Annotated in this window: 24 protein-coding genes; 16 read left to right on the top strand and 8 right to left on the bottom strand. The window is 39.3% G+C overall.

The window, feature by feature from the left end:
• The 4 genes from A9501_RS00080 to polA form a co-directional block, all read right to left on the bottom strand.
• Window positions 1-1044 (bottom strand): YeeE/YedE family protein, encoded by a 1044-nt coding sequence (locus A9501_RS00080; protein WP_065264438.1) that lies wholly within the window; start codon window positions 1042-1044, stop codon window positions 1-3.
• Window positions 1045-1209: 165 nt separating this feature from the next.
• Window positions 1210-2514, bottom strand: a complete 1305-nt coding sequence (locus A9501_RS00085; protein ID WP_065264439.1) for an L-cysteine desulfidase family protein — start codon at window positions 2512-2514, stop codon at window positions 1210-1212.
• 10 nt (window positions 2515-2524) lie between these two features.
• Complete coding sequence (locus tag A9501_RS00090) at window positions 2525-2839, bottom strand: cupin (RefSeq protein WP_065264440.1); 315 nt, start codon at window positions 2837-2839, stop codon at window positions 2525-2527.
• 11 nt (window positions 2840-2850) lie between these two features.
• Window positions 2851-5658, bottom strand: coding sequence for a DNA polymerase I (gene polA, locus A9501_RS00095; protein ID WP_065264441.1), 2808 nt, complete (start codon window positions 5656-5658; stop codon window positions 2851-2853).
• Window positions 5659-5806: 148 nt separating this feature from the next.
• On the opposite strand from polA, the gene A9501_RS00100 reads away from it, so the two are divergent.
• Window positions 5807-6103 carry a cell division protein ZapA gene (locus tag A9501_RS00100; protein ID WP_048954276.1) on the top strand — a complete coding sequence of 99 codons (297 nt, stop codon included), beginning with the start codon at window positions 5807-5809 and terminating at the stop codon, window positions 6101-6103.
• A 67-nt stretch (window positions 6104-6170) separates the two neighbouring features.
• On the opposite strand, the gene dprA is transcribed toward A9501_RS00100, so the two are convergent.
• Window positions 6171-7292: a DNA-processing protein DprA gene (gene dprA / locus A9501_RS00105; protein ID WP_065264442.1), complete on the bottom strand. Its 1122-nt coding sequence runs from the start codon at window positions 7290-7292 to the stop codon at window positions 6171-6173.
• 544 nt (window positions 7293-7836) lie between these two features.
• Here dprA and leuA point away from each other — a divergent pair.
• The 4 genes from leuA to leuD all read left to right on the top strand — a co-directional run bounded on the left by leuA (window position 7837) and on the right by leuD (window position 12656).
• A complete protein-coding gene (gene leuA, locus A9501_RS00110) occupies window positions 7837-9384 on the top strand; it encodes a 2-isopropylmalate synthase (RefSeq protein WP_065264443.1) in 1548 nt (515 codons plus the stop codon).
• Between the two features lie 84 nt (window positions 9385-9468).
• Window positions 9469-10545 carry a 3-isopropylmalate dehydrogenase gene (leuB, locus tag A9501_RS00115; RefSeq protein WP_065264444.1) on the top strand — a complete coding sequence of 359 codons (1077 nt, stop codon included), beginning with the start codon at window positions 9469-9471 and terminating at the stop codon, window positions 10543-10545.
• An 88-nt stretch (window positions 10546-10633) separates the two neighbouring features.
• On the top strand, window positions 10634-12043 hold the full coding sequence (gene leuC / locus A9501_RS00120) for a 3-isopropylmalate dehydratase large subunit (RefSeq protein ID WP_065264445.1): 1410 nt from the start codon (window positions 10634-10636) through the stop codon (window positions 12041-12043).
• Window positions 12044-12053: 10 nt separating this feature from the next.
• Window positions 12054-12656, top strand: coding sequence for a 3-isopropylmalate dehydratase small subunit (leuD, locus tag A9501_RS00125; protein WP_065264446.1), 603 nt, complete (start codon window positions 12054-12056; stop codon window positions 12654-12656).
• Window positions 12657-12696: 40 nt separating this feature from the next.
• Here leuD and recF read toward each other — a convergent pair whose 3' ends face one another.
• Genes recF through dnaA form a run of 3 tightly spaced genes read right to left on the bottom strand, consistent with a single transcriptional unit; the run spans window position 12697 to window position 16261 of the window.
• Entirely contained in the window at window positions 12697-13776 is a 1080-nt protein-coding gene (gene recF, locus A9501_RS00130) for a DNA replication/repair protein RecF (protein WP_065264447.1), read from the bottom strand.
• Window position 13777: 1 nt separating this feature from the next.
• On the bottom strand, window positions 13778-14878 hold the full coding sequence (gene dnaN / locus A9501_RS00135) for a DNA polymerase III subunit beta (RefSeq protein WP_065264448.1): 1101 nt from the start codon (window positions 14876-14878) through the stop codon (window positions 13778-13780).
• A 12-nt stretch (window positions 14879-14890) separates the two neighbouring features.
• The gene (gene dnaA, locus A9501_RS00140; RefSeq protein ID WP_065264449.1) at window positions 14891-16261 is read right to left on the bottom strand and encodes a chromosomal replication initiator protein DnaA; all 1371 of its coding nucleotides are present in this window, start codon (window positions 16259-16261) and stop codon (window positions 14891-14893) included.
• 254 nt (window positions 16262-16515) lie between these two features.
• Between dnaA and rpmH the strand changes: the two genes are divergently transcribed.
• The 11 genes from rpmH (at window position 16516) to rlmC (ending at window position 25463) form a co-directional block, all read left to right on the top strand.
• Window positions 16516-16650 carry a 50S ribosomal protein L34 gene (gene rpmH, locus A9501_RS00145; RefSeq protein ID WP_005539760.1) on the top strand — a complete coding sequence of 45 codons (135 nt, stop codon included), beginning with the start codon at window positions 16516-16518 and terminating at the stop codon, window positions 16648-16650.
• 12 nt (window positions 16651-16662) lie between these two features.
• Window positions 16663-17022 carry a ribonuclease P protein component gene (gene rnpA, locus A9501_RS00150; RefSeq protein WP_065264450.1) on the top strand — a complete coding sequence of 120 codons (360 nt, stop codon included), beginning with the start codon at window positions 16663-16665 and terminating at the stop codon, window positions 17020-17022.
• On the top strand, window positions 16986-17246 hold the full coding sequence (gene yidD / locus A9501_RS00155) for a membrane protein insertion efficiency factor YidD (protein ID WP_005631409.1): 261 nt from the start codon (window positions 16986-16988) through the stop codon (window positions 17244-17246). The genes rnpA and yidD overlap by 37 nt, the downstream gene beginning before the upstream one ends.
• Window positions 17246-18874, top strand: a complete 1629-nt coding sequence (gene yidC, locus A9501_RS00160; RefSeq protein ID WP_065264451.1) for a membrane protein insertase YidC — start codon at window positions 17246-17248, stop codon at window positions 18872-18874. The genes yidD and yidC overlap by 1 nt, the downstream gene beginning before the upstream one ends.
• A 160-nt stretch (window positions 18875-19034) precedes the next feature.
• Window positions 19035-20393, top strand: a complete 1359-nt coding sequence (mnmE, locus tag A9501_RS00165; RefSeq protein ID WP_065264452.1) for a tRNA uridine-5-carboxymethylaminomethyl(34) synthesis GTPase MnmE — start codon at window positions 19035-19037, stop codon at window positions 20391-20393.
• On the top strand, window positions 20390-20518 hold the full coding sequence (locus A9501_RS09575) for a manganese efflux pump (RefSeq protein ID WP_257006468.1): 129 nt from the start codon (window positions 20390-20392) through the stop codon (window positions 20516-20518). Before mnmE ends, A9501_RS09575 begins: the two co-directional genes overlap by 4 nt.
• A gap of 66 nt (window positions 20519-20584) precedes the next feature.
• Complete coding sequence (ppiD, locus tag A9501_RS00170; RefSeq protein WP_065264453.1) at window positions 20585-22453, top strand: peptidylprolyl isomerase; 1869 nt, start codon at window positions 20585-20587, stop codon at window positions 22451-22453.
• A gap of 78 nt (window positions 22454-22531) precedes the next feature.
• Window positions 22532-22882 (top strand): purine nucleoside phosphoramidase, encoded by a 351-nt coding sequence (hinT, locus tag A9501_RS00175; RefSeq protein ID WP_065264454.1) that lies wholly within the window; start codon window positions 22532-22534, stop codon window positions 22880-22882.
• Window positions 22882-23232 (top strand): YcfL family protein, encoded by a 351-nt coding sequence (locus A9501_RS00180; protein WP_009499827.1) that lies wholly within the window; start codon window positions 22882-22884, stop codon window positions 23230-23232. The genes hinT and A9501_RS00180 overlap by 1 nt, the downstream gene beginning before the upstream one ends.
• 3 nt (window positions 23233-23235) lie before the next feature.
• On the top strand, window positions 23236-24288 hold the full coding sequence (gene nagZ, locus A9501_RS00185; RefSeq protein WP_065264455.1) for a beta-N-acetylhexosaminidase: 1053 nt from the start codon (window positions 23236-23238) through the stop codon (window positions 24286-24288).
• On the top strand, window positions 24285-25463 hold the full coding sequence (gene rlmC, locus A9501_RS00190) for a 23S rRNA (uracil(747)-C(5))-methyltransferase RlmC (protein WP_065264456.1): 1179 nt from the start codon (window positions 24285-24287) through the stop codon (window positions 25461-25463). The genes nagZ and rlmC overlap by 4 nt, the downstream gene beginning before the upstream one ends.
• Window positions 25464-25737: the final 274 nt, after the last annotated feature.

Below are 25737 nucleotides of genomic sequence, written 5' to 3' on the forward strand. Positions count from 1 at the left end.
TTATGATGCTTTTGATAATTTTAAACGTTGTGGACGGATAATGGTGAAGTAGGCGGCTACCCAAGTGCCGAGAATCATCAATGGCAATGAGACCCAACCTTGCCAAGAGAAAAAGGCAGTTTCGACTAAGCCATTACCGATAGAACAGCCACCTGCAAGGGTTGCGCCAATACCCATGAGAATACCGCCGAGTCCGCTACGTAAAATTGTGGTGGCATCTGGTACACGGACACGAAATTCATTGCTTGCTTTCGCGCCGATGAATGACCCGATAAAAATCCCTAAGACCAAGAATACGCCCCAATTTATAAATTTATTGTCTCCAGTAACGAGGAATTGCATGATATTGGCTGATGGTCCAGTGATCCCGAGTCCAAATTCACGACCCGTAGCGACACTGAGTGGCCAAGCGGCAAGTGCGATTAATCCGATTAATACGGCAGAGAAAAATGGGTGCCAGCGTTTTTCAAATAATAAGTGTGCAAGCCCCGTTTTCTTTGGTTTTAATGCCGCTATTTTTACGCTTGGTTTGCTTAGGTGTTTGTATACATAGAAAGCCGTCACTAAAGTTAATAATGCGACTAACCACCAAGGTGAAATACCGAATGTATCGTAAATATTGCGTTGTTCAATATTGATACTACGTAAAGTTTTATTGAATTCGCCTAATGGGCCAGTACGCATGATGGCGCTTAATAACATATAAGTGAATAATGCGACCCAACTGCCGACTAAGCCTTCTGCAGCACGGTACCATGTGCCTGTCGCACAACCGCCAGCAAGAACAATGCCGATACCAAACACAAAGGCACCGATAATCACGGCTAAAAATGCAAAATTTTCAGCTGGATCAACATTTAATACCCCAATTTCCTTTAACAGGAAGAAACCAATAGATTGCACGGTTATCGCTAATAAAAGGGCTACAAACATTTTGTTATTTTTGGTGACATACATATCGCGAAATGCACCAGTAATACAAAAGCGCCCCCGCTGCATCACAAATCCGAGTAAGATTCCGCAAAGTAATCCGGTTAAAAGCATAAATATTCCTTCTATTTTAGAACTAAGTAGGTTGGTATTTTCTAAAAAAATAAGAAGGTAGCGCCAATAACTTTTAGCTAGAAAATATGTTTTTTTGATATAAAAAAAGTGCGGTCAAAAATTTGAGTGTTTTCTGACCGCACTTTGTCGTAAGTTATCTTAGTGTTAAGGGCAGGGTTTACTCACCATAATTTCAATTACTTGGCGATCGATGTGGTGCATACTCTTCGAAGCAATTGAGCATAGATTGTCGATAGTGCGATCGAGATCATGCTCAACGATACCTTCATTGCCTGTAACATGGGTTTCGTCCATTGCCATAAGTACTGATTTATAGCCTGAAGCCACGCTGGTGGAGACTTTCATTGCACAGCTATTGGATGCACCATCGCAGATGATTCCGCTGATGTCACCAATCATACTACAAATCCCCATGCTCACGGTTTCAAATTTCCCTGTAAGCAAATAGGCGATACCTGCACAGCTTCCCATTGATGCAGTTGTTACTGCGCAAAGGGCAGAAAGTTTGGGTAATTTACTGTGGATATAAATGGCCATTAGGTGTGATAAGAAGAGCGCACGAAGGCGCTTTTCTTCACTCACGTTTAAATAATCAGCGACTACAACTACTGGCATAGTAGCGGCAATCCCTTGGTTGCCAGAGCCTGAATTACTCATTGCGGGCAACGTGGCCCCGCCCATACGAGCATCGGAGGCTGAGGTGGTTTCGATTATAATTTTACTGAGTAAATCATCTGACATTAAGCCACTACCAACTTGTTTGCGTAGCGTTCTACCAATATGTAGGCCGTAATTTTCGCGCAATCCTTCGTTAGATAGTGCTCGATTGAGTGTGGCAGCTTGTCCGATAAAGCGAATTTTATCGAGATCAATTTCACAAGAAAATTCAAAAATTTCACGTGCGCTCATCTGCTTGAAAATATCATAAGGATCACAATCAGCGCATTCATCGTGCTCTTTTTCAAAAATGATCTCGCCATTTTTTTCAATCAAAATGATGTTAGTGTGTTGATCTTGAATGGCGACTTTCACTCGGTCATTATCCGTAAACAACACCGCTTCTGAATATAAAATATGCTCGGTTTGATGAATATCCACATTAACGAGCTTTTTATCAAGCATCGCTTTAGCTTGGGAAACTTGCTCTGGCGTGATGTGCTTTAACACTTCTAACTCACCTTCAGGGTCACCGCCCAAAGCACCAATCGCTGCGGCAATTGGTAAGCCCACCATGCCGGTTCCTGGTACTGCAACGCCTAACCCATTTTTCATTAAGTTAGGAGACACTTTGGCTTCAATGCGTTCAGGTGTTTTTCCTAAATATTTAGCCGCTGTTGCTGCTGCAAGTGCCAAAGAGATAGGCTCAGTACAGCCAAGTGCGGGAACCACATCGCGTTCCACAAGGTTAAGTAATGATTTTTCGATTTCGTTGAGTCTTTCTTGATTCATAAAATTCTTTTTAAATACTGTTTTCTTTCTCTATGACTAATATACGCGCTTCGCCTTGTGGATGAGCTACATGTTCGGTACCGATACCCGCATAAAAAATATCACCCGTATGGAGCAATACGGCTTTCTCTTGGCCATTTTCTTTGTAGCGCATTTCCACCGTACCATCCATCACCGCAAAGACTTCTTCACCATCATTGATATGCCATTTGTAAGGTTTATCTGTCCAGTGCAGACGCACCGAAATACCATTCATATTGGTAATATCGAGGGCTCCCCAAGCACGTTCTGTCGTAAAGTGGCGACTTTGAATAACTTTATTCATGGCTAAATTCCTTAGTGCGCTTCATCCCAATTTTGTCCAACACCTACTTCCACAATCAATGGAACAACTAATTCAGCTGCGGCTTCCATGTGTTGTTTAATTTGTTCACAGAAAAACTCGACTTTTTCTGACCGCACTTCAAACACTAATTCATCGTGTACTTGCATAATCATTTCAATATCTGGATCGTGACGAATTACTTCATCAAGTTTAATCATCGCTCGTTTAATAATATCCGCAGCCGTGCCTTGCATCGGTGCATTTATCGCTACACGTTCTGCCCCTTTACGACGCATTGCATTGCTAGAATTAATATCAGGTAAATATAAACGGCGACCAAATAGGGTTTCCACATAGCCTTGTGCTTTCGCTTTTTCACGGATATCGGTCATAAATTGCTGTACGCCAGGGTAGCGTTGGAAATATAAATCCATGTATTTTTGTGCATCTGGACGGGAAATACCCAGTTGGCGTGAAAGTCCAAACGCGGACATTCCATAAATTAAGCCGAAATTAATTGCTTTAGCATTGCGACGTTGCTCGCTGGTGACTTCATCTAATGATACACCGAAGATTTCAGCTGCCGTGGATCGGTGAATATCCTTGCCTTGAGAGAAGGCATTAATTAAGCCTTGATCGCCCGAAAGATGCGCCATAATGCGTAACTCAATTTGAGAATAGTCAGCGGCGACAATAGAATAACCTTCACGCGCGATAAATGCTTGTCGAATACGACGACCTTCTTCATTCCGAATTGGAATATTTTGTAGGTTTGGATCACTTGATGATAAACGTCCTGTCGCTGTGACTGCTTGATGATAAGAGGTATGCACTCGGCCTGTTTGTGAGTTGACCATTTGAGGCAGTTTATCCGTGTAAGTGGATTTGAGTTTGCTCAACCCACGATGTTCGACCAAAATTTTTGGTAATTCGTGGCTATAGGCTAATTCTTCCAATACTTCTTCATTCGTTGATGGCGCACCTTTTGGCGTTTTTTGTAAAACAGGTAGCCCAAGTTTATCGAACAAAATTTCTTGTAATTGTTTGGTGGAGGCCAAATTAAATGGCTGACCCGCTAATGCGTAAGCTTGTTCTTCAAGTGCGGTTAATCTTGCAGCAATTTCGTTAGATTGTATAAAGAGGGCATCACTATCAATCAAAACGCCTATGCGTTCCATACGAGAAAGCACATGAAGTAATGGTAATTCCATTGTTTTATACAATTCAACAAGCGTTGGTTCTTCTTGCAGTTTCAACCACAGCGTTTGCTGTAATTTCATTGTCACATCAGCATCTTCTGCCGCGTATTCTGTGGCTTGTTCTAATGGAATTTGATTAAACGTAAGCTGACCTTTCCCTTTTCCTGCAATGCTTTCAAATGCGATAGTCTCATGCCCTAAATAACGTTTAGCTAAATCGTCCATATTATGACGACCCGTACTATTTAGCGTATAAGAAAGCAACATCGTATCAAATTCAACACCTTGTAATTCAATACCATGACGAGCAAAAATACTTTCATCAAATTTAATGTTTTGCCCAATTTTATGAATGTCAGGATTTTCTAAAATGGGTTTGATAGCCGCAAGTGCGGTCGATTTTTCGAGTGTTTTTGGCGCATCTAAATAATCCAATTGCAACGGTAAATAAGCGGCTTCGCCATTTTCAAGAGCAAAAGAGATACCCACTAAATTCGCAGACATATAATCAAGACTGTCTGTTTCAGTATCGACTGCAATGAGTTTTGCTGCATTGAGTTTTTCAATCCAGTGTGTTAAATCCGTTTGAGTGAGCAAGGTTTCATATTTTGTGCGATCGATTTGAATTTTAGGCGTATTTTCCACCGCACTATTTCCTACAGAATTTTGAGCTGGTGATGTCGCCTGATACTGGTTCATTTTCACAGGCTGTTCAGTGGTTTGGGTAATCGAATCCGCGCCATTCATCACTTCATTAAGCCAGCGTTTAAATTCGTAGCGAGTAAAATATTCAATGAGTTGATCATTTTGACTTTCTCCAAGCAACAATTCATCTGTTGTCACGTTAAGTTCAACATCCGTTTTGATGGTTGCCAATGTATAAGAAAGATCGGCATTAGTTTTTTCAGCCAATAATTTTTCACCTAGTTTTTTCGCACCACGAATTGGCAATTCTGCTACTTTCTCAAGATTGGCATAAATTTCAGCCATGCTTCCGATACCTTGTAGTAAACCAAGTGCGGTTTTTTCGCCCACGCCAGCAACACCCGGAATGTTATCTGCACTATCGCCCATGAGTGCTAGATAATCAATAATGAGTTCAGGTGGAATACCGTATTTTTCAATCACGCCCTCGCGATCCAATAAGCTATTATTCATGGTGTTGATGAGCATAATATTGTCATCAACTAACTGTGCCATATCTTTATCGCCAGTACTAATGAGCACTTTTTTACCCAAACGAGATGCTTGTAGTGCGAGTGTGCCGATCACATCATCAGCTTCAACACCTTCCACCACTAAAAGAGGTATCCCCAATGCACGAATCATATCGTGCAAAGGCTGAATTTGTTTGCGTAAATCATCAGGCATTGGTGGACGGTGAGATTTATATTGTTCAAACATTTCATCACGAAATGTTTTCCCTTTTGCATCAAAAACAACGGCTATATGAGTGGGTTGCACTTGTGAGATGAGGCTTTTTAACATATTTAACACGCCGTACATCGCACCTGTTGGCTCACCTGCGGCATTAGTTAAAGGAGGAAAGGCATGAAATGCACGATATAAATAAGAAGAACCATCCACTAGCACAAGCGGATTTGTTGCAATTTGAGCCATAAAAATCTCGTTTTAAACTGAAAAATGCGGGCATTATAGCGTAATTTATGGTGATGAGCGAACGGCGGATTCAATGTAAAATTTGTGACGAACGTTTTTTACTATGGCATAATATCAGTTACTCAAATATTTAATTTAAGGAAATCAAATGTCGTTAAAATTGGTCGAAATTTTAGTTTTGGGTCAGGTCTTGCGTTTAAACGTGCCCGTTGAACAAGAAGAATTATTGCGCCAAGCTGCGCGTAATTTAGATATATTGGTTTCCGAAATGAAAGAAAAGACAGGCCTTATTCAGCTTGATCGTGTGCTTTCGATTGTGGCTCTCAATTTGAGTTTTGAATTAACACAAGAAAAGAATAAAACACTACAAATAGAAGATGTGTTGAGAACGAAAATCCAGCAATTGGATCATTCTTTAGGAAGTGTTCGAGTATTAAAAGAATAAAATCAGTGATTAATTGTGATTTAAGTGTGGCTGAAAATTTAATGATTTTCAGCCGTTTTTTATAGCGTTAGACACGCTTGTATAGTCCATTTTCATTCAAAATTAAATCTTGCAATTCAAGATCGAGCAACTGAACAAGTAAAACATCGACACTCAAGTTAAATTCTTCAGCTAGATCATCAATGCTCACAGGAGTGTAACCGATACGCGAGTAAAGTTTCGGGTGACTTGGTGCTTCTACTAATCGGCGAGGATCGGGGGGGGGCGTGTAATTAGGCACTGCGATTTGGTCAAAATCGATTTCAGTTTGGCTATGGATCGAATGTTGGTAGAGGGTTTCCAAAATATCCTTTGCATTTTCCACCAACATTGCGCCTTGTTTAATGAGACGATTACAACCTTGGCTAAATTCACTTTGAATATTGCCTGGCACAGCAAAAACCTCTCGGTTTTGTTCCAATGCATACCGAGCGGTAATCAGAGAGCCGCTTTTTTCTGTGGCTTCAACTACTAATGTCCCGACCGAAAGCCCGCTAATAATCCTATTACGACGAGGGAAGTTTATCGCAATTGGTGCTTGGTTTGGTAAAAACTCAGAAACTAATGTACCGTTGTTTTGCAAAATGAGTTCTGAAAGTTTTCGGTGCTTTACGGGATAAATTTGTTCTAATCCGCTTCCTAAAACTGCAATGGTTTGTCCTTGAATATCAACAACTGCTTGATGGCAATGCCCATCTATTCCCAATGCCAGTCCACTGGTAATCGTAAAGCCTGCCAATGATAGTTCCGTAGCAAAATATTTAGCCCAATATTCACCATAAGCCGTGCAGTAGCGACTTCCCACCATGGCAATTTGACGTTGTGAAAGTGCGGTCAAATTTCCTTTTACAAATAGCAGAGGGGGAAAGCTCGCTATCTGTTTCAATAGAAAGGGGTAAAAAGGGGAAAAATAATTCACCAAATGATTTCCCTCTTTTTGTGACCACTCTAGCGCTGGCTCAATAAATTTTGCTTCAGGCTTGAACCAACGACGAATTTGAATGGCTCCCCATCCCATTTGTCGAAAAGCAACATCATCATAATTGAGCAACTCATCTAGCGTAATATTGGATAAAATTTTATCAATGCCCACTCCGCCAAGTTTAGGGACTTGCATTAGGCGGAGTAGCGTGTAAGTAATATCGTGCATGCTTTTTCCTTTTTGATTTGAAAATTTAGTATGGAAAAAACGAGTGAAAGAAACGATTAACTTGAAAGCATTGTGCGATATAGATCGCAAAAATTCTTTTTGATGAGTAAAAAATTGCAAAATTTTTCTTATTTTGAAAATGTAAAAAATTAAATAATAAAAATTTGCTGATTGTAATAGACTTGGTTGAATATTCTTTTTATTTTGAATTTATTAGTTAAATGTATATTTTATGTTGTGTTGAAATAAATTTTTTTTGATATAAAACGCTAAAAAATAGTTTGACAGTCAGTTTTTTATTCGTAATATGAAAAGCGTTTTACACAGAAGGATTTTTATTTATGTCTCGTATTGTTTCTTTATCTCTCAACCTGCTGCTCTCACATTTTGTGTGCGGCTAAGTTGTGGATAAAAAACAGTCAGATGTAAATACCCAATTTTAAACCCGCACTTTATAAGCTGCGGGTTTTTTGTCTAAAAAATACAGGAAAACGCACCGCACTTTTGGAGTGATTTCAGAAGAACTTTTAGTAAGGACATTGTTATGACAGATCGCGTTATTATTTTTGATACGACTTTGCGTGATGGGGAACAGGCATTAAAAGCAAGTTTGACGGTAAAAGAGAAATTACAGATTGCTTTAGCACTTGAACGTTTAGGTGTGGATGTAATGGAAGTGGGGTTCCCGGTTTCTTCTCAAGGGGATTTTGAGTCTGTTCAAACTATTGCGCGCCATATCAAAAACTCTCGTGTTGCCGCATTATCTCGAGCTGTAGATAAAGACATTGATGCCGCATACGAGGCATTGAAAGTCGCTGAAGCATTCCGTATTCATACTTTTATTGCAAGTTCTGCATTGCATGTTGAAGCGAAATTAAAACGTTCTTTTGATGATGTGGTAGGAATGGCTGTTGCAGCAGTGAAACGCGCACGTAATTATACGGATGATGTTGAGTTCTCTTGCGAAGATGCAGGCCGTACAGGCATCGATAATATCTGTCGTATTGTTGAAGCGGCAATCAATGCGGGTGCAACTACAGTAAATATTCCCGATACAGTAGGTTTTTGTTTACCAAATGAATACGGCAACATTATTGCTCAAGTGCGCAACCGCGTGCCGAATATCGACAAAGCTGTGATTTCTGTTCATTGCCATAATGACTTAGGCATGGCAACCGCTAATTCTTTAACTGCAGTACAAAATGGTGCGCGTCAAATTGAATGTACTATCAACGGTATCGGCGAGCGAGCAGGCAATACCGCCTTGGAAGAAGTGGTGATGGCAATGAAAGTTCGCCAAGAATTTATGGGTGTGGATACACGCATCAACACGCAAGAAATTCACCGAGTGAGTCAAATGGTTAGCCAGCTTTGCAATATGCCGATTCAGCCGAATAAAGCCATTGTGGGTTCAAATGCTTTTGCGCACTCTTCTGGCATCCATCAAGATGGTATGTTGAAAAACAAAAATACTTACGAAATTATGTCTCCAGAAACTATCGGTTTGAAAAAAGAAAAATTGAATTTAACTGCACGTTCTGGTCGTGCAGCGGTAAAAGGTCATATGATGGATATGGGCTATAACGAACAAGATTATGATTTGGATAAATTGTACGATGCCTTCTTGAAATTAGCGGACAAAAAAGGCCAAGTGTTCGATTACGACTTGGAAGCCTTGGCGTTTATCGATATGCAACAAGGGGATGAGGATCGTTTGGTATTAGATAAACTTTCTGCACACTCAACCAAAGAATATCCGGCAACTGCATTTGTTCAATTGAAATTAGATGGCGAAAAATTAAGTACGTCTTCAATTGGCGGTAATGGCCCAGTGGATGCCGTTTATAACGCAATCTTAAATTTAACTGGCTTAGAAATCAAAATGTCTCACTATAACTTAACCGCCAAAGGCGAAGGAGCTGAAGCTCTTGGCCAAGTGGATATTGTGGTGGAACACGAAGGTCGTAAATTCCATGGTGTCGGTTTAGCAACAGACATTGTTGAATCTTCCGCACTTGCTTTAGTCCACGCGATCAATGCGATTTATCGAGCGCATAAAGTCGCCGATATTAAAAGCCATAAACATCATTAACCAAATACCCCTCTTTACAAAAGAGAGGAGAAAATATGAAGAAAATTAACCGCACTTTAGTGTGAAAGAAATAGGAAAAATAATATGCAATCATACAATGTAGCTATATTACCAGGCGATGGTATTGGCCCTGAAGTAATGGCGGAAGCGATTAAGGTATTAAACAAAGTTCAAGAAAAATTTGGTTTTAAACTTAACTTCAACGAGTTTTATGTAGGTGGTGCAGCCATTGATCATTGTGGTTGCCCATTACCAACAGAAACTTTAAAAGGCTGTGATGAAGCTGACGCGATTTTGTTTGGTTCTGTTGGTGGCCCTAAATGGACAAATTTACCACCTGATCAACAACCAGAACGCGGTGCATTATTACCATTGCGTAAACATTTCAAATTATTCTGCAATCTCCGCCCTGCTACTCTTTATAAAGGACTCGAAAAATTCTGTCCATTACGTGCTGATATTGCTGCGAAAGGTTTTGATATGGTGGTGGTTCGTGAATTAACAGGCGGAATTTATTTCGGTCAGCCTAAAGGCCGTGAGGGCGAAGGCGCACAAACCAAAGCATTTGATACGGAAGTGTATTACAAATATGAAATCGAGCGTATTGCTAGAGCTGCTTTTGAGGCAGCAATGAAGCGCAATAAAAAAGTCACTTCTGTGGATAAAGCGAACGTATTACAGTCTTCTATTTTATGGCGTGAAACTGTGACAGAAATTGCAAAAGAATATCCAGAAGTCACCTTAGAGCATATCTATATCGACAACGCGACCATGCAGTTAATCAAAGCGCCTGAGTCTTTCGATGTGCTACTCTGCTCTAACATTTTTGGCGATATTATTTCTGATGAAGCAGCGATGATCACGGGTTCTATGGGGATGTTGCCATCCGCTAGCTTAAACGAAGAAGGTTTCGGCCTATATGAACCGGCTGGCGGTTCCGCGCCAGATATCGCAGGCAAAGGCATTGCTAATCCAATCGCACAAATTCTTTCTGCGGCAATGATGCTGCGTTACAGCTTCAACTTAAACGAAGCCGCAGATGCCATTGAAAATGCGGTACAAAAAGTCTTAGCAAAAGGTCACCGTACGGGTGATTTAGCCGATGACTCTACACCTGTTTCAACTGCGGAAATGGGCACATTGATTGCTGACGCAATCTAATAAAAAACAATGAAAGTGCGGTTCAAAAATACCTCGGATTTTAACCGCACTTACCCTAACAAAAGCCTCTAACGAATTGAGAAATATTATGGCAAAAACACTTTACGAAAAATTATTTGATTCGCACATTGTGTATGAAGCAGAGGGCGAAACGCCGATTTTGTATATCAACCGTCATTTAATCCATGAAGTGACTAGTCCGCAAGCCTTTGATGGTTTACGTGTTGCGGGGCGCCAAGTGCGCCAAGTGAATAAAACTTTCGGTACCATGGATCACAGCATTTCTACTCAAGTACGCGATGTGAACAAACTTGAAGGTCAAGCTAAAATCCAAGTGTTAGAACTTGATAAAAATACCAAAGCGACGGGTATTAAATTATTTGATATGACAACGAAAGAGCAGGGAATCGTACATGTGATGGGGCCTGAACAAGGATTAACCTTACCGGGTATGACAATTGTTTGTGGTGATTCCCACACAGCCACCCACGGAGCATTTGGTGCTTTGGCATTTGGTATCGGCACCTCCGAAGTAGAACACGTATTAGCCACACAAACCTTAAAACAAGCTCGCGCCAAAAGCATGAAAATTGAAGTGCGTGGCAAGGTGGCACCGGGCATTACCGCCAAAGACATTATTCTTGCCATTATCGGCAAAACCACTATGGCGGGCGGTACAGGCCATGTAGTGGAATTCTGTGGCGAAGCGATTCGTGATCTTTCTATGGAAGGCCGTATGACCGTTTGTAATATGGCGATTGAAATGGGCGCGAAAGCCGGCTTAATCGCACCAGATGAAACCACTTTCGAATACTTAAAAGGTCGTCCGCACGCACCGAAAGGTAAAGATTGGGATGATGCTGTTGCTTATTGGAAAACCTTAAAATCTGATGACAATGCAAAATTTGATACGGTGGTAACATTAGAAGCAAAAGATATCGCACCGCAAGTCACTTGGGGTACGAATCCTGGGCAAGTAATTGGTATCGATCAATGCGTACCTAATCCAGAAGAAATGACTGATCCCGTGACTCGTGCTTCAGCAGAAAAAGCCTTGAACTATATCGGTTTAGAAGCTAACACTAATTTAAAAGAAATCCCTGTGGATCAAGTGTTTATCGGTTCTTGCACTAATGCTCGTATCGAAGATTTACGCGCAGCGGCGGCGGTGATGAAAGGACGCAAAAAAGCCGATAACGTAAAACGCATTTTAGTGGTGCCGGGCTCTGGTTTAGTAAAAGAACAAGCGGAAAAAGAAGGTTTGGATAAAATCTTTATCGAAGCAGGCGCTGAATGGCGTAACCCTGGCTGCTCAATGTGTTTAGGGATGAACGATGACCGTTTAGGCGAATGGGAACGTTGTGCTTCCACGTCAAACCGTAACTTTGAAGGTCGCCAAGGGCGTAATGGCAGGACTCACTTAGTGAGTCCTGCGATGGCAGCAGCAGCGGGAATGTTCGGTAAATTTGTTGATATTCGTGACGTAACATTAAACTAAGGAGCAGAAAATGGTAGGATTTAAACAACTTTCAGGCCTAGTAGTGCCATTGGATGCGGCAAACGTGGATACTGATGCGATTATTCCAAAACAATTTTTACAAGCCATTACCCGCGTGGGTTTCGGTAAACACTTATTCCATGAATGGCGTTATTTGGATGTAGAAGGCACCAAGCCAAACCCTGATTTCGTATTGAATTATCCACAATATCAAGGCGCGACCATTTTATTAGCACGTAAAAACCTAGGCTGTGGTTCGTCTCGTGAACATGCACCTTGGGCATTAGCCGATTACGGTTTCAAAGTAATGATCGCACCAAGTTTTGCGGATATTTTCTACAACAACAGCTTAAATAACCACATGTTACCGATTCGTTTAAGCGAAGAAGAAGTAGAAGAAATTTTCCAATGGGTGTGGGCAAATGAAGGCAAACAAATCCATGTGGATTTAGAAGCGATGACCGTAACCGTAGGTGACAAAGTCTATCACTTTGAACTGGATGAATTCCGCCGTCATTGTTTGTTAAACGGCTTGGATAATATTGGTTTAACCCTTCAACACGAAGACAAAATCTCAGAATACGAGAAAAACATCCCAGCGTTCTTGCGCTAAAAAGATAAAAGTGCGGTGATTTTTCACCGTACTTTTTGATCTAATCTAACGTTTTAATGATTCCATTATCGACTGAAAACATTTTTCTGTTTTCGACTTGCATCTCTTTTAATTGTTCTTGAGTAATGGCTGTAACAAACACTTGTGAACCGCTTTGTTGTAATCGTTCTGCTAATAATGCTCGCTTATATTGATCCAATTCCGATGCAAAATCATCGATTAAAAAAATACAATGGCGTTGCTTTTCTTTCATTAAATGCTCGCCTTGAGCCAGTCTCAATGCGCACATTAAAAGTTTAAGTTGTCCACGAGAAAGTACATCTTCCACTGGCAATTCTTGTGCTTTGAAGCGAAAATCAGCTTTTTGAGGTCCAGAAAATGTGTAATTTAAGGCACGATCTCGTTCAAAATTTTGCTCAAGAACCTCTGTGTAATCTGTATTTTTTTCCCATCCTTGATGAAAGCTGACATTAATTTCTAATTCAGGGAGGAAAAGTTGGCAAGTTTGCTCGATTTCAGGGCGTAGTGCTTCTGCATATTCGGCACGCCATTGACTCACTTGATGAGCAAGTTTCGCAAGCTCAACATCCCAAACTTTAATAGCGGAGTAGGGCTGATTTTGTGCAAGGGCGGCATTTCGTTGTTTGAGTAATCGATTAAGGTTGCTCCAAGCAGCATAAAAACTTGTTTGATGGTGAAAAAGTCCCCAATCTAAAAATGCTCGGCGATAACTTGGCCCCCCATTCAGTAAGGTTAAGCCCTCCGGTGTGATTAATTGCATTGGTAAAAGATGAGCAAGATCGGAAATTTTATTGCCATCTTCACCATTAATTTTTACTAACGTGTTGCCTTGACGAAGTTTTTGTAATCCCACTGACCATTGATGTTGGCTTTCTTGGATTTGTCCAAATAGGGTAAAGTGAGGTTCGTCGTAAGAAATGATGCGATTTGTTACCGAACTTTTGAATGAGCGTCCGTGACCAAGATAAAAAATGGCTTCTAATAAGCTTGTTTTCCCGCTGCCATTGTTGCCGACCAAAAAGTTAAAGCCGGGATCAAAATCAAGATCCACGGCTGTTAAGTTACGAAATTTTTCGATCAGTAAGCGCGAAATCGCCATATTATAAACGCATTGGCATAATTACATATTCGCTACTGCTGTCTTCGTAATTTTCGATTAAGCAACTCGAAGAGGCATCAGTTAGGCGCATACGAACTTGATTGCATTTAAGCGCATTTAGCACATCAAGAATATAGGTGACATTAAAGCCGACTTCTAATTCTTCGTCATTGTAATTGACATCCACGATTTCTTCCGCTTCTTCATGTTCTGTGTTAGAGGCAGTAATTTTTAGTTGGTTTTCGCTTAAGTTTAAACGCACGCTACGTACACGCTCATTTGATAAAATTGATGCACGAACAAAGGCTTGTTTGAGCGTTTCCCAGCTGCCTTCGACAATTTTCGTTGCGTTACGAGGCAGCACTCGGCGATAGTCAGGGAAACGACCATCAATTAATTTTGATGTAAACACAATGTTTTTTAAGTGGATACGTAAATTGTTAGTACCGATTTGTAAACGCGCCGGCTCATCGCTTGTTTCTAATAAACGAACGAGTTCTAACACGCCTTTACGCGGTAAAATAACAGAATGATTTTGTAATTCTTGTTCAAGTGAGATAGTACACACCGCAAGTCTATGACCATCTGTTGCCACAGTACGCAATAAATTGCCTTCAGTTTCAAATTTCATACCATTTAAAAAATAGCGGGCATCTTGGTTTGCCATGGAAAATTGAGTGGCTTCAATTAAACGGCGCAAGGTATTTTGCGGTAGTTCAAAATCTACTTCAGACTGCCAATCCGTGAGGTTTGGATATTCTTCTGCAGGTTGGGTTGTGAGTGTAAAACGGCTACGCCCAGACTGCACTAATGCACGATCTTCTTCAAAAGTAACCGTGATTTCTGAATCATCAGATAAAGTGCGGCAAATATCTAAGAATTTTTTTGCTGGAATCGTGAAGGTGCCATTTTCAGAAGACGATGAAAGCTGAGTTTGACTCGATAATTCGACTTCCAAATCTGTACCTGTGATAGTCAATTGATTATCTTCAATTTGCAACAACACGTTGTTTAATACAGGAATGTTTGGACGACTACTCAATACGCCACATACTTGTTGCAACGGTTTTAATAAATTTTCTCTTGAAATACTAAATTGCATTGCGTTCTCCTTTTATGCGGACAAAGTGCGGATTAAATTCGCCCAATCTTCTTGAATACTATTGTCTTGTTCGCGGAATTTTGGGACTTCGCGACAAGCGTTTAATACGGTCGTGTGATCACGGTCAAATGCACGACCGATTTCAGGCAAACTGCGATTTGTTAATTCTTTTGCTAAGGCCATTGCAATTTGGCGTGGACGAGTCACTGAACGCGCACGACTTTTGGATTTTAAATCTGAAACCTTAATTCGATAATATTCAGCCACCACTTTTTGAATATTTTCAATGGTAACCAAGCGTTCTTGCAGAGCCAAAATATCTTTTAAGGTGTCTCGCACGAAATCAATATCAATGTCACCGCCTTTGAAGTCTTGCATTGCTTTCACTCGATTTAGCGCCCCTTCGAGTTCACGCACGTTGGTACGCAAGCGTTGAGCAATGAAGAAAGCGACTTCTTCTGGCAAATTCATATTATGTTCTTCCGCCTTTTTCAATAAAATCGCTACGCGAGTTTCAAGATCGGGCGGCTCAATGGCTGTTGTTAAGCCCCAGCCAAAACGTGATTTTAAACGTTCTTCAATTTTTTCAATTTCTTTAGGATAACGATCTGATGTTAAGATAATTTGGCGACCAGTTTCAAATAAGTTATTGAATATATGGAAGAATTCTTCTTGAGTTTTTTCTTTTTCAGCGAAAAATTGAATATCATCCACTAAAAGCGCATCGAGAGAACGATAGAATTTTTTGAACTGATCCATTTTATTATCACGCACTGCTTTTACCATATGTTGCATAAAGTTATTTGCGTGAATATAAAGCACACGCGCATTCGGTTTATTGGCTAAAATGCCGTTGCCAATCGCGTGTAATAAGTGGGTTTTCCCTAAACCTGTACCACCATATAAAAAGAATGGATTGGCCGAAGGTTCGCCTGGTGCTTGAGCAAGTTTTTGACCGACTGCACGTGCGAGTTGGTTCGATTTACCTTCAACAAAGTTATCAAATAAGTGTTTAGTATTTAGATGGGATTCAAATTTTACTGAAACACTAGATTCAGCTTGAAAATCTGCCGCACTTTCTGTTTTAGGATTGCCACTGCCACTTGGTGCACTTTCCACTACTTTGGGTGCAGGTTTGACCCCTTCTTTTAAAGAAATGTGAAGTTCAGGATTTTGTGCAAGTGTTTGACAAATTTGCTGGATTTGTGCGAGATAATGAGTTTCCACCCAACCTTTCACAAACATATTAGAAGCATATAAAACAATGTGGTTATCCGCCACCACATCAGCCTGTAAAGGACGAAGCCAAGTGCTAAGATCGCTGGCTGAAACTTGATCTTGAAGTTGTAACAGGCAACTTTGCCAAAGATTTGAGAGATTCACAAAAGGATCCTTATTGTTTTTGCAATAGAGAAAAGTGCGGTAAAAATTGGTGGAGATTTTACAATAAATGCGTGGAAAGATCTTCTAAAAAATCGGCTTGAGATTTATACAAAAATCCGTATAATCTCCCCGATTTTGGAAGTCCGAGAGTTTTTCCCGAAAAATTTCCGTTTCTTATTTGACGAACGCGTATTTTATGATTAAAATTGCGCTCTATTTTTATTAACTCATAATCTGGATTTAGGTAGATTACAATGAAACGTACATTTCAACCTTCTGTATTAAAACGTAGTCGTACTCACGGTTTCCGTGCTCGTATGGCAACTAAAAATGGCCGTCAAGTTTTAGCGCGTCGTCGTGCTAAAGGTCGCAAAAGTTTATCTGCATAATCACCGTCCTTAGTGGTTAAGCTGAACTTTTCAAGGGAGTTACGTTTGTTAACTCCCGTTCAATTCAAAAATGTCTTCGAACAACCGTTCAGAGCTAGCACTCCAGAAATAACCATCCTTGCCAGAAAAAATGATCTTGAGCATCCTCGCTTAGGTTTGACTGTCGCTAAAAAACATTTAAAACGAGCTCATGATCGTAATCGTATTAAACGTTTAGTACGAGAAAGTTTTCGTTTATCGCAACATCGTTTACCAGCATGTGATTTTGTTTTTGTTGCAAAAGGTGGTATTGGTAAGCTTGATAATAGCTCTTTTGTGCAAATCTTAGAAAAATTATGGCAACGACACATTCGTTTGGTGCAAAAATCTTAATTGGGTTTATTCGTTTCTATCAACTTGTTATTAGTCCTCTTATCGGACCGCGTTGTCGGTTTGTGCCTACTTGTTCTTGCTATGGCATTGAAGCGTTAAAAACACATGGATTGTTAAAAGGTAGTTGGCTTACTCTAAAACGTGTATTAAAATGTCACCCCTTGAACGCTGGTGGATTCGATCCTGTTCCACCTAAAATCAATAATAACGATGAGAAAAAATAATGGACTCAAGACGTAGCCTGTTAGTGTTAGCGCTAATTTTTATTTCTTTCCTTGTTTATCAGCAATGGCAGTTGGATAAAAATCCACAAGTGCCAACTGAGCAAACAACTTCAATGACTGCCAATTCTGATGTTCCGGCAAGTTCTCCTTCTTCTAATTCACAAGTCGTAGCAGATTCTCAAACTCATGGCCGTATTATTACCCTTGAAAACGATGTATTCCGTTTGAAAGTTGATACCTTAGGCGGTGATGTAATTAGTTCTGAATTACTAAAATATGACGCAGAATTGGATTCAAAAACACCGTTTGAGTTATTAAAAGATACCAAAGAACATGTGTATATTGCACAAAGTGGTTTAATTGGTAAAAACGGTATCGATACTCGTTCTGGTCGTGCGCAATACCAAATTGAAGGTGATAATTTTAAATTAGCAGATGGTCAAGAGTCTCTTTCTGTGCCTCTTCTTTTTGAAAAAGATGGTGTGACTTATCAAAAAATCTTCGTATTAAAACGTGGTAGTTACGATTTAGGTGTGGATTACAAGATTAATAACCAAAGTGGTCAAGCCATTGAAGTAGAGCCTTATGGTCAATTAAAACATTCTATTGTTGAAAGCTCTGGTAATGTCGCAATGCCAACTTATACTGGTGGCGCATATTCTTCTTCAGAAACTAACTATAAAAAATATAGTTTTGGCGATATGAAGGATAATAATCTTTCTATTGATACTAAAGCTGGTTGGGTTGCAGTATTACAACATTATTTCGTATCGGCTTGGATTCCTAATCAAGATGTAAATAATCAACTTTACACAATTACAGATACTAAAAATAACGTCGCTTCAATCGGTTATCGTGGTCCAGTTGTGACAATTCCTGCTGGTGGTCAAGAGACGATTACAAGTTCATTATGGACTGGTCCTAAACTTCAAAATCAAATGGCTACCGTAGCAAATCATTTAGATTTAACAGTTGATTACGGTTGGGCTTGGTTTATTGCTAAACCGTTATTCTGGTTATTAACCTTTATTCAAGGGATTGTATCTAACTGGGGCTTAGCGATTATCTGTGTAACAATCGTGGTGAAAGCAATTTTGTATCCACTTACGAAAGCACAATATACATCAATGGCTAAAATGCGTATGTTGCAACCTAAAATGCAAGAAATGCGTGAGCGTTTTGGTGATGATCGCCAACGTATGAGCCAAGAAATGATGAAACTTTATAAAGAAGAAAAAGTAAATCCACTTGGTGGTTGTTTGCCAATTCTTCTTCAAATGCCAATCTTCATCGCATTGTATTGGACATTTATGGAAGCAGTTGAATTACGTCATGCTCCGTTCTTTGGTTGGATTCAAGATTTATCAGCACAAGATCCTTATTATATTTTCCCTATTTTAATGGGTATCTCAATGTTCTTGTTGCAAAAAATGTCTCCAACACCAGTAGCGGATCCAATGCAGCAAAAAGTGATGAACTTTATGCCATTAGTATTTATGTTCTTCTTCTTATGGTTCCCCGCTGGTTTAGTGTTGTACTGGTTAGTTTCTAACTTAATTACAATTGCACAACAGCAATTAATTTATCGAGGGTTAGAGAAAAAAGGGTTACATTCCCGTAAGAAATAGTTACTAACTGGCAAAAAGAAAGGCACGAATAGTGCCTTTCTTTATTATTTGATCTTAATATATTCCGCATTTTGTAGAGATAGAGTTTCTTTTTAGTAGAGACAGGGATAAGCGTTATCCCTCTAAATTAAAAGTGCGGCTAGATTTTAAAGAGTTTTTTATGAAAGAAACAATCGTTGCTCAAGCTACTGCGCCAGGTCGTGGTGGTATTGGAATTTTAAGAGTCTCTGGGCCTTTAGCAACAGAAGTTGCACAAGCGGTGTTGGGAAAATGTCCTAAGCCAAGAATGGCTGATTATCTCCCTTTTAAAGATGATGATGGCACTGTTTTAGATCAAGGGATTGCCCTTTACTTCAAATCACCAAATTCATTTACTGGTGAGGATGTATTGGAATTGCAAGGTCACGGTGGGCAGATTGTATTAGATTTATTACTCAAACGTATTTTACAAATTGATGGAATCCGTTTGGCGAGACCGGGTGAGTTTTCTGAACAAGCTTTTTTGAATGATAAATTGGATCTTGCTCAAGCGGAAGCGATTGCGGATTTAATTGATGCAACATCAGAACAGGCAGCACGTTCCGCATTAAAATCTTTGCAAGGTGAATTTTCGAAGAAAGTAAATGAATTAGTTGATTCTGTTATTTACTTACGCACCTATGTAGAAGCAAGCATTGACTTTCCTGATGAAGAAATTGATTTCTTGGCTGATGGAAAAATTGAAGCAAACTTACGCGGTATTATTAATCAGTTGGAAGATGTTCGCTCAGAAGCCAAACAAGGTTCGATTTTACGTGAAGGCATGAAAGTTGTGATTGCTGGTCGTCCAAATGCTGGCAAATCGAGCTTGCTTAATGCGCTTGCTGGTCGCGAAGCAGCTATCGTAACGGATATTGCGGGTACAACGCGTGATGTATTGCGTGAGCATATTCATATTGACGGCATGCCATTGCATATTATTGATACCGCGGGTCTTCGAGATGCAACCGATGAAGTCGAGCGCATTGGCATTTCTCGCGCATGGACGGAGATCGAACAAGCCGATCGTATTATTTTGATGTTAGATAGTAGCGATCCTGAAAGTGCAGATTTAAGCAAAGTGCGGTCAGAATTTTTAGCAAAATTACCCACAACATTGCCTGTCACTATTGTTCGAAACAAAATCGATTTAAATGGCGAACAAGCAAGTGAAAGCGAAGAAGACGGGTATCAAATGATTAGCCTTTCCGCTCAAACGCATGATGGTATACAACTTTTACGTGATCATTTAAAACAAGCAATGGGTTTCCAAACTGGCATGGAAGGGGGCTTTTTAGCTCGTCGTCGTCATTTAGATGCACTTGAGAAAGCCGCAGAGCATTTACAAATCGGTTTGGTTCAACTTACAGAATTTCATGCGGGAGAACTTTTAGCGGAAGAATTACGTTTAGTACAAACTTATTTGAGTGAAATTACAGGAGAATTCACATCAGATGACTTGCTAGGTAATATTTTTAGTTCTTTCTGTATTGGAAAATAGCAAGAGTAAAGCGCGGTCATTTTCTTGGGCAAAAATTTAGATCAAAAGCGGAGATTTTGGGTGGCATAGTGCTGATTGGAATTGGCATTAGCTTGCTTTATGAGCACGGCGTTTTCACTTTTTAAGATGCTAATTTTCTACGTTTAGATTATAATCGGGGAAAATTTTATATTTATAACAAGGGTTATAGAATGTTAATTGAAAAAATGCACAATTTATCAAATTCAAAGGCAGCTAAGTTTATTTTGGGTTTGATTACATTATCGTTTTTAGTCGGCGGTATGTCTGGCTATCTTTTTAGTTCAAATGATACTTACGCTGCAAAAGTTAATGGTGAAGTGATTTCGCAACAGGATTTTTTAAATCGCTACAACCAAGAATTTGAGGCTCGTGCACAACGCGAAGGCGAAGCATTTATGGCTCAGTCAGATTCTCCTGAATTTGTTACCGCACTTCGTCAAAGCACCATTAATCGAATGATTGATCAAGAATTGCTTCGTCAATATGCGAAAGAATTAAAATTAGGCGTAAGTGATGAAATGATTAAACGAGCAATCGTGACAGATCCTAATTTTCAAGTTAATGGAAAATTTGATAACGGTGTTTATCAACAAGTATTACAACAAAATCGTTTAACTTCAGATGGTTATGCAGCTATTTTGCGTGGCGCATTAACCCTTGAACAAATGCAAAGTGGTGTTGCTAACAGTGAATTTATCGTGCCAGTTCAAGCAAAAAATACCGCAGAAGTTTTCTTTCAAAAGCGTTCAGCTCGTTTAGCAACATTATCTCTTGCTGATGAAATGGCAAAGCAAGCGGTATCTGATGATGAAATTAAAGCTTATTACGAAGCTAATCAAAAATCTTTTGTTCAGCCAGAACAAGTGAAGGTTCAATATATTGATCTCTCAGGTAGCCAAATCGAAAAAGGTATCGACGTTAAAGATGTAGAAATTGCGCAATATTATCAAGATAATAAAGCTCAATTTATGACTCAGCGTTTAGCACATATTCAATTTGCAAATGAGCAAGATGCTAAGGCGGCTTACGATGAATTACAAAAAGGTGCAAATTTCGCTGATGTAGCTAAAGCTAAATCTCTAGATAAAGTTTCTGGTGAGAATGGTGGTGATTTAGGTTGGGTAAATGCGAATGAATTACCAAAAGCCTTTGAAGATGCCGCAGCTGCATTACAGGTAGGGCAATATAGCCAACCAATCAATGTGGATGGTAATTACCATATTGTTTTAGTGCAAGAACGTAAAGCTCAAACTTTAGATGAAGTGAAAGCACAGGTTGCAGATTTAGTTCGTAAATCCTTATTAGAAAATCGTTATTATGCAATTGAAAAGCAAGTGCGTGATAAGGCTTTTGAAGATAGCAAATCGTTGAATACCGCGGCACAAGTTGCAGGTGTTAAAGTTCAAGAGAGCGGTTATTTTTCTCGTCAAAATGTGCCTGCAGAATTAAATTTCCCTAATGTAGTTTCTGCCGTTTTTGAATCTGATATTGCCAATGGTGGCGCTAATTCAGAACCTTTGAACGTAGGCGATTATCACGCTATTGTTGTGCGTGTGTTAGATCACAAGCCTGAAGGAGTGAGAACATTGGAAGATGCGAAAGCGGATATTGAAATGTTTTTAAAACGCCAGAAGGCTGAAAATGTTCTTAACGAAAAAGCACAACAAGCAGTGAAAGCACTAAGCGAAAATGCTGAATCGAAAGTGGATGGAATTAATTTCTCAAGTGAGCAAACTTTTACTTTAAGTGAAAATAAAGATCCAATTTTAACAAATGGCGTATTTTCAATTGCTAAACCAGCATCAGGTAAAACGGTTTACCAAGTTGCTCATAATGAGAAAGGCGATGTAGTTATTATTGCGTTAAATAAAGTAGAAGACGGCGTGCTTAACGATAAAGAATTAAGTCAATTTAGTGCTCAATTATTACGTACAAGTCAGGCTGAAGTTCAAGCGCAATTAATGCAAGGGTTGCGTGAGAGAGCAAAAATTGAAGTAAATGATTCTTTCATCAATCAAGATGATGAAGCACAGCAATAATTGATTAAATTGCAATCTCAGATAAATTTTGATAAAAAGTGCGGTAAATTCACCGCACTTTTTTATAGGGAGCAAACAATGGCAGAAGAAACAATTTTCAGCAAAATTATCCGTAAAGAAATTCCTGCAAATATCGTCTATCAAGATGAATTAGTCACTGCGTTTCGTGATATTTCACCACAAGCTAAAACACATATTTTGATCATTCCAAATAAAGTAATTCCAACAGTGAATGATGTGACGGAGCAAGATGAACTAACGCTAGGTCGATTATTTAGCGTAGCGGCTAAACTTGCTAAAGAAGAAGGCATTGCGGAAGACGGTTACCGCCTAATTGTGAATTGTAATAAACATGGTGGGCAAGAAGTATTCCACTTACATATGCATTTAGTCGGTGGTGAACCTTTAGGTAGAATGTTAGTTAAATAATGAAAAAATATTTTTTAATTTTGGCGAGCCTTGTGCTCGCTGCTTGTTCAAGTTCAGTAGAAAACTTAACTTATTCAACGAAGCCGATTTTAAATATCACATCTAATCTTTCACCTTTAATTCAAGTTGAAACGAGTCAAAAATCAGCGCTTATAAAAAATAAAAGTCAGCAACTTTTGAATATAAGTTACTATTTGTATTGGTACGATCATTTAGGGGTAACCCAAACTTGGGAAAATCAGCAAGAAAGCTATTCCGCTCAATTTTTGCTAAAACCACAAGAAGAGAAATCGATTGATTTAATTAAACCCACTGTAGAAAGTAAAAATTATCGCCTTTATTTAAAATAATTTATGAGCACGTTGTTAATTGATTTAAAAGGAAAAGAGTTGGAACAAGAGGAAGTAGAGTTACTTTCTCATCCTCTTGTTGCGGGATTGATTTTATTTACTCGAAATTTTGAAGACAGAGAACAAATTCAAGAATTAATTCGTTCTGTTCGTCAGCGAGTGAAAAAGCCTTTATTGATTACGGTGGATCAAGAAGGGGGACGAGTTCAACGTTTCCGTGATGGATTCACGATGTTGCCTTCAATGCAGGCTTTTCAGGAAACATTGTCAGCAACTGAACAAGTGAACTTCGCTAAAGAAGCAGGTTGGCAAATGGCTGCAGAAATGATTGCCTTGGATATTGACTTGAGTTTTGCGCCGGTGCTGGATTTGGGGCATGAATGTCGAGCGATTGGTGATCGCAGTTTTTCATCTGATGTAAAAAGTGCGGTAAATTTAGCAACCGCTTTTATTGATGGTATGCATCAAGCAGGTATGGCATCTACAGGTAAACATTTCCCCGGTCATGGCCATGTATTAGCTGATTCTCATTTAGAAACTCCTTATGATGATCGCACAAAAGACGAAATTTTTAGTTGCGATCTCCAACCTTTCCAACAGTTGATTTCACAAAATAAACTCGATGCCATTATGCCTGCGCATGTCATTTATAGACAATGTGATAGTCAACCAGCAAGTGGTTCAGAATATTGGTTAAAAGAAATCTTACGAAAACAACTAAATTTCCAAGGTGCAATTTTTTCCGATGATCTCGGTATGAAAGGCGCTGGTGTAATGGGCGATTTTGTAGAGCGTAGCAAAAAAGCACTCAATGCCGGTTGTGATCTTTTATTGCTGTGCAATGAACGTGAAGGTGTCATTCAAGTATTAGATAATCTAAAACTTACTGAAAATGAACCGCACTTTATGACTCGTCAAGCTCGCTTAAAAAATTTATTTAAACGTAGAGTGTTCAAGTGGAATGACTTGGTTTTAGATCAACGTTGGAATCTGAATCACCGAAATCTCGCAGATATTCAAAGCCGTTGGCTAGATATTCAGGCCGCAAGAAAATGATTGATTGTCGATACTATAAGCAAAATGAATGTCGTTCTTGTCAATGGCTTGAAATACCTTATAGTCAGCAGCTAACTGAAAAACAACATCATTTAAAGCAGCAACTGATTTCTATTAATTGCAATGGAGCTCAATGGTTGGCTCCTTTTGAATCTGATGAACAAGGCTTTCGTAATAAAGCTAAAATGGTTGTTAGTGGCAGTGTTGAACGCCCGATACTTGGCATTTTAAAAAATCCTAATGATCCACAAAGTGCGATTGATTTGTGTGATTGCCCCCTTTATCCAACTCATTTTTCATTGATTTTTCCTGTTCTGAAGGATTTTATTGGACGTGCTGGTTTAGTACCTTATAACATTGCTAAACAAAAAGGCGAGCTTAAATATATTCTGCTGACAGAAAGTATCGCGATGGGAAAATTAATGTTGCGTTTTGTATTACGCACAGAAAATAAATTGCCATTAATTCGTCGAGAATTACCCAAATTATTGGAAAAATTACCGCACTTAGAAGTGGTTAGCATTAATTTACAACCACAACACGCTGCTATCTTAGAAGGTGAACAAGAAATTTTTCTGACAGAACAACAATTTTTGCCTGAGAATTTTAACGGTATTCCGCTCTTTATTCGCCCACAAGGTTTTTTTCAAACCAATCCTAAAGTGGCGGCGGGATTATATGCAACCGCTCAGCAATGGGTGAGTGAATTACCAATTTATAAAGTCTGGGATTTATTTTGTGGCGTGGGAGGATTTGGCTTACATTGCGCGAAAGCTTTACAGGAAAAATGGGGAAAAAGTATAGAGTTAACTGGAATTGAAATTTCCTCCTCAGCTATTTTTGCAGCGAGTCATTCCGCTAAAATATTGGGTTTAGAACATGTGAATTTCCGATCCCTCGATGCGGCTAGTGTGATGAAAAATCAGAATGAGAATAAGCCAGATCTTGTGATTGTAAATCCACCACGTCGTGGAATTGGAAAGGAATTAAGTGAATTTCTTAACGAAATGCAATCGGACTTTATTTTATATTCTAGTTGTAATTCTGTAACAATGGGTAAAGATTTACAGTATCTCACTTTTTATAAACCGTTGAAAATTCAACTTTTTGATATGTTTCCACAAACATCTCATTATGAAGTATTAGTTCTACTACAAAGAAAAAAGAAGAGTTAAAGAAATATAAAAAGTTTGGGGATTTGAAACAAGGGTGGTGGAACTAAGCAGAATTGGTCTTAACAGCAAGTGGCTTACTGCACGCATCCCTGCGGGATTTCTACCTAGCCCACCATAGATTAGAAAATGCATCTTGGTGTTCTAGCTTTTGCGGCATAAAACTATGCAATAAGGTTATAAACCTTTAAAAGCCACTATATCAGGAGACCAATCCTGTCTTCCCACTATATTTGTAAGAAGTTGGATAATGATAGAATCCTTTATATTAATTGTC

This window comes from Haemophilus sp. CCUG 66565 (genome assembly GCF_001679495.1).
GTDB classification, from domain to species: domain Bacteria; phylum Pseudomonadota; class Gammaproteobacteria; order Enterobacterales; family Pasteurellaceae; genus Haemophilus; species Haemophilus haemolyticus_K.

What these genes read in the sequence shown, in the direction of transcription:
- leuB (WP_065264444.1), top strand. Translation starts at nt 9,469, where the DNA reads ATGCAATCATACAATGTAGCTATATTACCAGGCGATGGTATTGGCCCT.
- rlmC (WP_065264456.1), top strand. Translation starts at nt 24,285, where the DNA reads ATGATTGATTGTCGATACTATAAGCAAAATGAATGTCGTTCTTGTCAA.
- A9501_RS00085 (WP_065264439.1), bottom strand. Translation starts at nt 2,514, where the DNA reads ATGAATCAAGAAAGACTCAACGAAATCGAAAAATCATTACTTAACCTT.
- polA (WP_065264441.1), bottom strand. Translation starts at nt 5,658, where the DNA reads ATGGCTCAAATTGCAACAAATCCGCTTGTGCTAGTGGATGGTTCTTCT.
- mnmE (WP_065264452.1), top strand. Translation starts at nt 19,035, where the DNA reads ATGAAAGAAACAATCGTTGCTCAAGCTACTGCGCCAGGTCGTGGTGGT.
- A9501_RS00080 (WP_065264438.1), bottom strand. Translation starts at nt 1,044, where the DNA reads ATGCTTTTAACCGGATTACTTTGCGGAATCTTACTCGGATTTGTGATG.
- A9501_RS00090 (WP_065264440.1), bottom strand. Translation starts at nt 2,839, where the DNA reads ATGAATAAAGTTATTCAAAGTCGCCACTTTACGACAGAACGTGCTTGG.
- A9501_RS00180 (WP_009499827.1), top strand. Translation starts at nt 22,882, where the DNA reads ATGAAAAAATATTTTTTAATTTTGGCGAGCCTTGTGCTCGCTGCTTGT.
- yidC (WP_065264451.1), top strand. Translation starts at nt 17,246, where the DNA reads ATGGACTCAAGACGTAGCCTGTTAGTGTTAGCGCTAATTTTTATTTCT.
- dnaN (WP_065264448.1), bottom strand. Translation starts at nt 14,878, where the DNA reads ATGCAATTTAGTATTTCAAGAGAAAATTTATTAAAACCGTTGCAACAA.
- nagZ (WP_065264455.1), top strand. Translation starts at nt 23,236, where the DNA reads ATGAGCACGTTGTTAATTGATTTAAAAGGAAAAGAGTTGGAACAAGAG.
- leuC (WP_065264445.1), top strand. Translation starts at nt 10,634, where the DNA reads ATGGCAAAAACACTTTACGAAAAATTATTTGATTCGCACATTGTGTAT.
- yidD (WP_005631409.1), top strand. Translation starts at nt 16,986, where the DNA reads ATGGCAACGACACATTCGTTTGGTGCAAAAATCTTAATTGGGTTTATT.
- A9501_RS00100 (WP_048954276.1), top strand. Translation starts at nt 5,807, where the DNA reads ATGTCGTTAAAATTGGTCGAAATTTTAGTTTTGGGTCAGGTCTTGCGT.
- leuA (WP_065264443.1), top strand. Translation starts at nt 7,837, where the DNA reads ATGACAGATCGCGTTATTATTTTTGATACGACTTTGCGTGATGGGGAA.
- recF (WP_065264447.1), bottom strand. Translation starts at nt 13,776, where the DNA reads ATGGCGATTTCGCGCTTACTGATCGAAAAATTTCGTAACTTAACAGCC.
- hinT (WP_065264454.1), top strand. Translation starts at nt 22,532, where the DNA reads ATGGCAGAAGAAACAATTTTCAGCAAAATTATCCGTAAAGAAATTCCT.
- rpmH (WP_005539760.1), top strand. Translation starts at nt 16,516, where the DNA reads ATGAAACGTACATTTCAACCTTCTGTATTAAAACGTAGTCGTACTCAC.
- ppiD (WP_065264453.1), top strand. Translation starts at nt 20,585, where the DNA reads ATGTTAATTGAAAAAATGCACAATTTATCAAATTCAAAGGCAGCTAAG.
- leuD (WP_065264446.1), top strand. Translation starts at nt 12,054, where the DNA reads ATGGTAGGATTTAAACAACTTTCAGGCCTAGTAGTGCCATTGGATGCG.
- dprA (WP_065264442.1), bottom strand. Translation starts at nt 7,292, where the DNA reads ATGCACGATATTACTTACACGCTACTCCGCCTAATGCAAGTCCCTAAA.